5 protein-coding genes are annotated in these 6,807 nt (G+C 46.6%); 2 read left to right on the plus strand and 3 right to left on the minus strand.

Features of this window, described 5'->3' with window-relative positions:
- Positions 1 to 384: TSUP family transporter (locus tag MHN01_RS12060; RefSeq protein WP_239411579.1), on the minus strand; the 384-nt coding region annotated here is incomplete at its 3' end.
- Between the two features lie 301 nt (positions 385 to 685).
- Here MHN01_RS12060 and focA point away from each other — a divergent pair.
- Complete coding sequence (focA, locus tag MHN01_RS12065) at positions 686 to 1,531, plus strand: formate transporter FocA (RefSeq protein ID WP_239411576.1); 846 nt, start codon at positions 686 to 688, stop codon at positions 1,529 to 1,531.
- 595 nt (positions 1,532 to 2,126) lie between these two features.
- Complete coding sequence (locus tag MHN01_RS12070; protein WP_239411577.1) at positions 2,127 to 2,831, plus strand: hypothetical protein; 705 nt, start codon at positions 2,127 to 2,129, stop codon at positions 2,829 to 2,831.
- Between the two features lie 124 nt (positions 2,832 to 2,955).
- On the opposite strand, the gene pta is transcribed toward MHN01_RS12070, so the two are convergent.
- Together pta and MHN01_RS12080 are read right to left on the minus strand one after the other, a co-directional pair.
- Positions 2,956 to 5,094 (minus strand): phosphate acetyltransferase, encoded by a 2,139-nt coding sequence (gene pta, locus MHN01_RS12075; protein WP_239411580.1) that lies wholly within the window; start codon positions 5,092 to 5,094, stop codon positions 2,956 to 2,958.
- Positions 5,095 to 5,289: 195 nt separating this feature from the next.
- Complete coding sequence (locus tag MHN01_RS12080; protein ID WP_239411578.1) at positions 5,290 to 6,486, minus strand: acetate kinase; 1,197 nt, start codon at positions 6,484 to 6,486, stop codon at positions 5,290 to 5,292.
- Between the last annotated feature and the right edge of the window lie 321 nt (positions 6,487 to 6,807).

Genomic DNA, 6,807 nt, shown 5'->3' on the forward strand with positions numbered 1-6,807 from the left:
GGGTTGGTCGTACTGGCCAAGCTCTTTTTTGGTCAGCGAGTAGATGCCCAGTCCCAGAATCAATGCTCCCAGCATGGCTTCCGCTGTTCTGCCCGGTACGAACAAGATCACATTGGCGCCCACCATCACACCCAGCATACCGGCCACAATCACATAGACGGTGAGCGACCAGTTAAGGCTTCCGGCCCTAATATGTTTGATAGCGGCACCCAGACCGAGGGCGACACTGGCGACTTTATGGGTGGCCAGTGCAACGGCAAAGGGCAGGCCGAGAAAGATAAGCAATGGAAACTGGATCAGGCCAGCGCCGCCTCCGGACAGAGAAGCCAGCGTGTTGGACAGCAATGAGCCAATAAACAGTCCGATAGTATTCAACAAATCCATGATGTGTAGGTGATTCCCTTTACCTGCAAGTGCCTGCATCTTATCAACTTCACAGAGGCTCTGCATTAGACATAACCGTACGCTCTTCTGCGCCGAATGTGAGGGCGAGTTTGATCGAATTGGACGATTGGATTACTGAAATGTTGAGTGATGTTTACTAAATATGTTGATTCGGAATATTCGAGGTATAATCTCGTTTTTATCGAGTTTTTGTTGCTGTCGAGTCTTGTATTTCACCTAGATTAGGTTCACTATCCGGCATCGTTTTTTTATGTGTTTCAGTAGGTACAGGTACAAGATTATGAGTCAGGGTCAGTTTGATTCACTGTTACCACCACAGATGGCCGAGAAGGCTGCTGAGGTTGGCGTCGGCAAAGCTACAAAAGATCCGGTGAAGTCGCTTTTGCTGGCCATTACTGCTGGAATGCACATCGGGATTGCATTCGTTTTTTATACCACAGTAACCACTGGTTCGGGGGACATGGCGTGGGGTATGGCGCGTTTTGTCGGCGGGCTGGCTTTTAGCCTGGGGCTGATTTTGGTGGTGATCACCGGAGGCGAACTCTTTACTAGCTCTGTGCTCACCTTGGTTGCCCGAGCCAGTGGTAAAATCAGTTGGAAAAGCCTGTGTCTGAACTGGGGCGTCGTTTATATTGGCAACCTTATCGGTGCCTTGTTGTTGGTGGGGATTATGCTGGTCAGCAAACAGTACCTGTCAGCTGACGGTGCCCTGGGGATCAACACCATGCAAATTGCCCAGCACAAGCTTCACCATGGTTTTTTCCAGGCCGTTGCCCTGGGGATCATGTGTAATGTCCTGGTTTGTGTCGCGGTATGGATGACGTTTAGCGGTCGTACCCTGACGGATAAAATCATTGTGATGGTATTGCCGGTTGCAATGTTCGTCTCGGCTGGGTTCGAGCACTGCATTGCCAACATGTTCCAGGTGCCGATGGCAATCGGTATTAAAAACCTGGCCTCCCCGGAATTCTGGCAGATGAGCGGAATGAACCCTGCTGACTTCGCCGATCTGACCATGGTCAATTTCATCCTGAATAACCTTATTCCGGTGACGATTGGTAATATTATCGGTGGTGGCGTATTCGTCGGGATGGGGTATTGGATTATCTACCTGCGTGGAAAGTAATGATCAGGGGACGTCGAGTATTACTGGTGTAGACAATTATTCCTGATTAACAATGAAAGCAATAATGGCCATAGTAAAAGCGGTGGCCATTATTATTGGCCGCTGTGTACCGCCGACTATCCTTGATACTTCTCTCGATATTCCCTGGGGGTAGCTGCTTATAGCCTTTAAACTTGCGATTGAAATTGGCCTAGTAGCTGCCAACATTAACCCCATTTGGGGCTGAACAAATATTGCTAGATCACACTGCCCTACTTACTATTGTTATTTATATGTGTGTTTCTCCAAATCCTTATATGTCAATATTCAACCTCCCCTCATTAATTCCATCAGAGTATATTTAACCCAAAAAAGCATCTTGGTTGACTATTAAATTCTGCAATGAAATTCTCTTCTTAGTAATAATGATGATGATTATTAATCGTAGAATAGAGCTGGCAGAATAACGCTTTGACTGTTTTTTCAGTATCGAATAGACTGCGAACCTTGCCATTTGGCTGTAAGGTAGATTTATCATATTTTATCTAGTTCATTATATAGTCAAGTGGTTGTTTTCTGGTTAAAAATAATAATCAATAAAGGAACAAAGGCTACAATGAACAATATTACAAGGACCATGCTGGTCGGGTTGATCAGTCTTCTCGGCGTGGGCTGTACAACAATTAAAACCAATGAACTAACACTTGATGAGTCACAAAAATTAAAGGATAGGTCCGTAGTGCTTAATAAGTATGACGCGCTTCCTGATTTTCCGGCTCAAACAGCACTTAATGTGCAGTTTGGACTCATTGGTTTTGCCACAGCTGTGAGTAATGGCAATGACATGATCATCAATAACCAGGTTAAAGATCCGGCAAGGGACATAGCGAAAGAACTTGGTAATGGATTGAGCGAAAACTACAACGTTAAAGTGGTTGAAGCGGAAGAAACGGTTTCAGCTGAAAGTGACGTAGCAGACTTAGTTAAGTCACATGCAGGTTATGACTATATTCTTGATGTTAAAACATTAGGCTGGGGTAGCATCTATTTCTTAGATGATTTTGATAACTATAAAGTGATGTATACCGCTCATGTTCGTCTGATTGATATAGCAACAGAGGCTACGATTGTTGAAGAGCTATGTAGTTATGTGCCGGATTATGTTGAAACTAATGATGCGCCATCTTATGAGCAACTTGAAGATGGTACTGGGTTGAAACGAGAGTTGAGCAAGTCAGTTGATTATTGTGTCGATCGTATTCGAACCATGGCGAAGCTTCATGCCCAAACCAATCAGAGCCCTCAGGTTGCGGTGAATTAAGGCTACTTACTGTTACAGGTAGATCTTTTTCATTGGAAGTGATTAATTTAACTCACTTTTCTCCTATAAAAAACGCCCCCGCATGGCGGAGGCGTTCAAACTATTTCTTAGTCGTTAATAACGATTAAGCGTTAGCTTCTTCGGCTTGTTTGGCCTGAATCGCAGTCAGTGCAACTGTGTATACGATATCGTCTACCAGTGCGCCACGAGACAGGTCGTTAACTGGCTTGCGCATGCCCTGAAGCATTGGACCGATAGAAACCAGATCAGCTGAACGCTGTACCGCTTTGTATGTCGTGTTACCTGTGTTTAGGTCAGGGAATACGAATACAGTCGCTTTACCCGCTACTGGCGAGTTAGGCGCTTTAGAAGCAGCAACGTTTTCCATGATCGCAGCATCGTACTGAAGAGGACCATCGATCACTAGATCTGGACGCTTCTCCTGAGCAATGCGAGTTGCTTCACGTACTTTATCTACGTCAGCACCCTTACCAGACGTACCGGTAGAGTAAGAGATCATTGCAACGCGTGGTTCAATACCGAATGCTTTAGCAGAATCTGCAGACTGGATAGCGATTTCTGCTAGCTGCTCGGCATTTGGATCTGGGTTGATTGCACAGTCACCGTATACCAGTACCTGATCAGGCAGTAGCATGAAGAATACAGATGATACGATTGACGCATCAGGTGCAGTCTTGATGATCTGGAACGGAGGGACGATAGTGTTCGCCGTTGTGTGAACAGCACCAGAAACCAGGCCGTCTACCTCGTTGTTTTCAAGCATCATTGTGCCTAGGAAAACAGAGTCTTGCAGCTTCTCACGAGCAACAACGTCAGTCATACCTTTCGCGCCACGAAGCTCAACCAGGCGAGCAACGTAGTTCTCACGAACTTCTTCAGAGTTGATGATAGTGACGCCAGAACCTAGAGTAACGCCTTGCTGTTCTGCAACACGTTTGATTTCTTCTGGGTTACCAAGAAGCACACATTCCGCGATGCCGCGCTCAGCACAGATAGCTGCCGCTTTAACGGTACGTGGCTCATCACCTTCAGGAAGTACGATACGCTTAGCTGCCTTACGGGCAAGTTCTGTTAGCTCGTAACGGAATGCCGGCGGGCTCAGACGACGTTCTTTGCTTGAACCTTCAGTCAGTGATTCAATCCACTGGCCGTCAATATGGCTAGCCATATATTCGTTAACTAGCTCAACACGCTCTTTATCGTCTGCTGGTACTTCCAGGCTGAAGCTCTGAAGGTTCAGAGATGTCTGCCAGGTGTTGCCTTGTGCAGTCATTACAGGCAGGCCTGTTTCGAATGCGCGCTCGCACAGATCCATTACTGGCTTAGGTAGCTCGTAGCCGCCTGTTAGCAGCAGGGCACCGATTTCAACGCCGTTCATTGCTGCCAGACATGCTGCAACAATAACATCAGGACGGTCGGCAGAAGTTACAAGCAGAGAACCCGGACGGAAGTGCTCAACCATGTGCGGGATAGAACGCGCACAGAAAGTGATGCTCTTGATACGGCGAGTATCGATGTCACCTTCGTTGATGATTTCAGCGTTCAGGTGCTTGGCGATATCGCGTGAACGAGTCGCGATCAGCTCTGAGCTCCAAGGTGCACAGCCTAGTACACGGATTGGGCTTGAGTTGAATACCTGCATTACTTCTACGTGAGAAGGAACTGTTGCTTCTGCATCGTCAAAGATTTCAGATAGGTCCGGACGAGTACGACCTTCAGCATCAACCGGTGCGTTTAGTTTGTTAACGACAACGCCAGAGATTTGCTCGTTCTTGATACCGCCGAAGTTAGAACATGCTACTTCGATACGTTCTTTAAGCTGAGCTGGGTTGTCTGTACCCGGTGCAACAACGAATACGATTTCCGCATCCAGTGTTTTTGCGATCTCATAGTTGATTTGGTTTGCAAACGGGTGCTTGCGAGTTGGTACCAGACCTTCGATTAGCGCTACTTCAGCATCAGCTGTCGCTTCTTTGAAACGGGCAACGATATCTTCAAGCAGTACATCGCTCTTATCATTACGGATAAGCTCTTCGGCACAAGCCATTGAGAAAGGTTCTGCAACTTTCATGTCACTGTTGGCAGTGATGATGTTGGTTGTCAGATCAGGCTGGCCGCCGCCGTGACGTGGCTGGGCGATAGGCTTGAAGAAAGAAACGCGAACACCTTTGCGTTCCATTGCACGTAGCACACCAAGGCTAACGCTAGTAAGACCAACTCCGGCACCAACCGGAATAAGCATAATAGTACGGGACACTATGGATTCCTCAACTATTGAACAATACAGTGCTGTTCAATAATGATTTGTTAACCGTCATTGAGCAGCACCACAAAAAAAAGTCATAACTTTCGTCTTCGACGATAAAGCCATGAAAAAATGGCCGGCCAAAGCCAGCCATTATTTGCCGCGCCTAGTGCACAGCAAAGTATCGCCAGATTAGATTTCAGCCAGACGCGCTGTATCTTCTGCGATTACTAGTTCTTCGTTAGTTGAAACAACCATTGCAGGTACACGGCTGTTTTCAGTAGTGATAACACCTTCGCCGCCGAAGCGCGCTTTAAGGTTAGCTTCACCGTCAACTTCAACACCTAGGATAGCAAGGCGGTTTAGAACCATCTCACGGATAGGAGCTGAGTTTTCACCGATACCGCCGGTGAAAGTGATTGCGTCCAGACGACCTTCCAGAGATGCCGTGTAGCCAGCAACGTACTTCGCAAGGCGGTGGCAGAACACGTCCATTGCACGTGTTGCTTCTTCTTTCTCACCGTAGTTGTCTTCAACGAAACGACAGTCAGAAGTCACTTCAGTCAGACCCTGTAGGCCAGACTCTTTAGTTAGCATCGTGTTGATCTTCTCAACAGAGTAACCTAGGTTGTCGTGCAGGTGGAAGATGATAGCTGGGTCGATGTCACCACAACGTGTACCCATTACCAGACCTTCAAGAGGAGTCAGACCCATAGATGTATCTACAGACTTACCGTTCTTGATTGCACAAACAGATGCGCCGTTACCCAGGTGGCAGTTGATGATGTTTAGTTCATCTTCTGGTTTGCCAAGGATGTTCGCAGTCTCGCGAGTGATGAACAGGTGAGAAGTACCGTGCATACCGTAGCGACGGATACCGTGCTCTTTGTAAAGGTTATACGGTAGCGCGTATAGGTACGCTTCTTCAGGCATTGTCTGGTGGAAAGCAGTATCGAATACAGCAACGTTTTTCAGTGCTGGGAAAGATTTCTGAGCTGCTTTAATACCGATGATGTGAGCAGGGTTGTGAAGAGGTGCCAGTGTTGCACAGTCTTCGATACCTTTTAGAACTGTTTCGTCGATTAGCGCTGACTGAGTGAACTTCTCGCCGCCGTGTACAACACGGTGACCGATAGCCGCTAGGTTTTCAGCTAGTTCCGGCTTAGAAGCAAGAATAGTGTCAACCATGAACGCTAGCGCTTCTTCGTGAGCTGCGCCGTTACCTAGTTGTGCTTCGTGCTTACCGTCAAGTTTCCACTTGATACGTGCTTCTGGAAGGTGCAGACATTCTGCAAGACCTGTCAGGTGCTCTTCACCTGATACCGCGTCAACAACAGCGAACTTAAGAGAAGAACTACCGCAGTTAAGAACTAAAACCAGCTTAGACATGAGAGTGACTACCTATAATCTGTCTGAAAGTTGATATTCAACTGATGAAAAATTACCCATAGGATAGACGACTTTTGAATATGCCGATCCAATCTGGGTCAAATTCGAGTTATGTCCGTATAATAGAGAATTGAGAAACCCACAATCCTGGGCCATCCCTGGAGGCTGCCTTAGGTTGCCAGAACGATGATTACAGGCAACAATTACTTTAGGCGCGTCTAGGATAGCGATTGTTAAGCAATATAACAAAAAGATTTTTAGAAAAATTTAATTTGAATCAAGTTTATTATTCCTGGATTTGAATTTTTACTGTTTTTTTTG

Origin of the sequence: Photobacterium sp. OFAV2-7 (assembly GCF_022347985.1) — a bacterium.
In the GTDB taxonomy this organism is placed as follows: Bacteria; Pseudomonadota; Gammaproteobacteria; order Enterobacterales; family Vibrionaceae; genus Photobacterium.

Coding starts and splice junctions, on each gene's coding strand:
- focA (WP_239411576.1), top strand. CDS start 686: ATGAGTCAGGGTCAGTTTGATTCACTGTTACCACCACAGATGGCCGAG.
- MHN01_RS12070 (WP_239411577.1), top strand. CDS start 2,127: ATGAACAATATTACAAGGACCATGCTGGTCGGGTTGATCAGTCTTCTC.
- pta (WP_239411580.1), bottom strand. CDS start 5,094: ATGCTTATTCCGGTTGGTGCCGGAGTTGGTCTTACTAGCGTTAGCCTT.
- MHN01_RS12080 (WP_239411578.1), bottom strand. CDS start 6,486: ATGTCTAAGCTGGTTTTAGTTCTTAACTGCGGTAGTTCTTCTCTTAAG.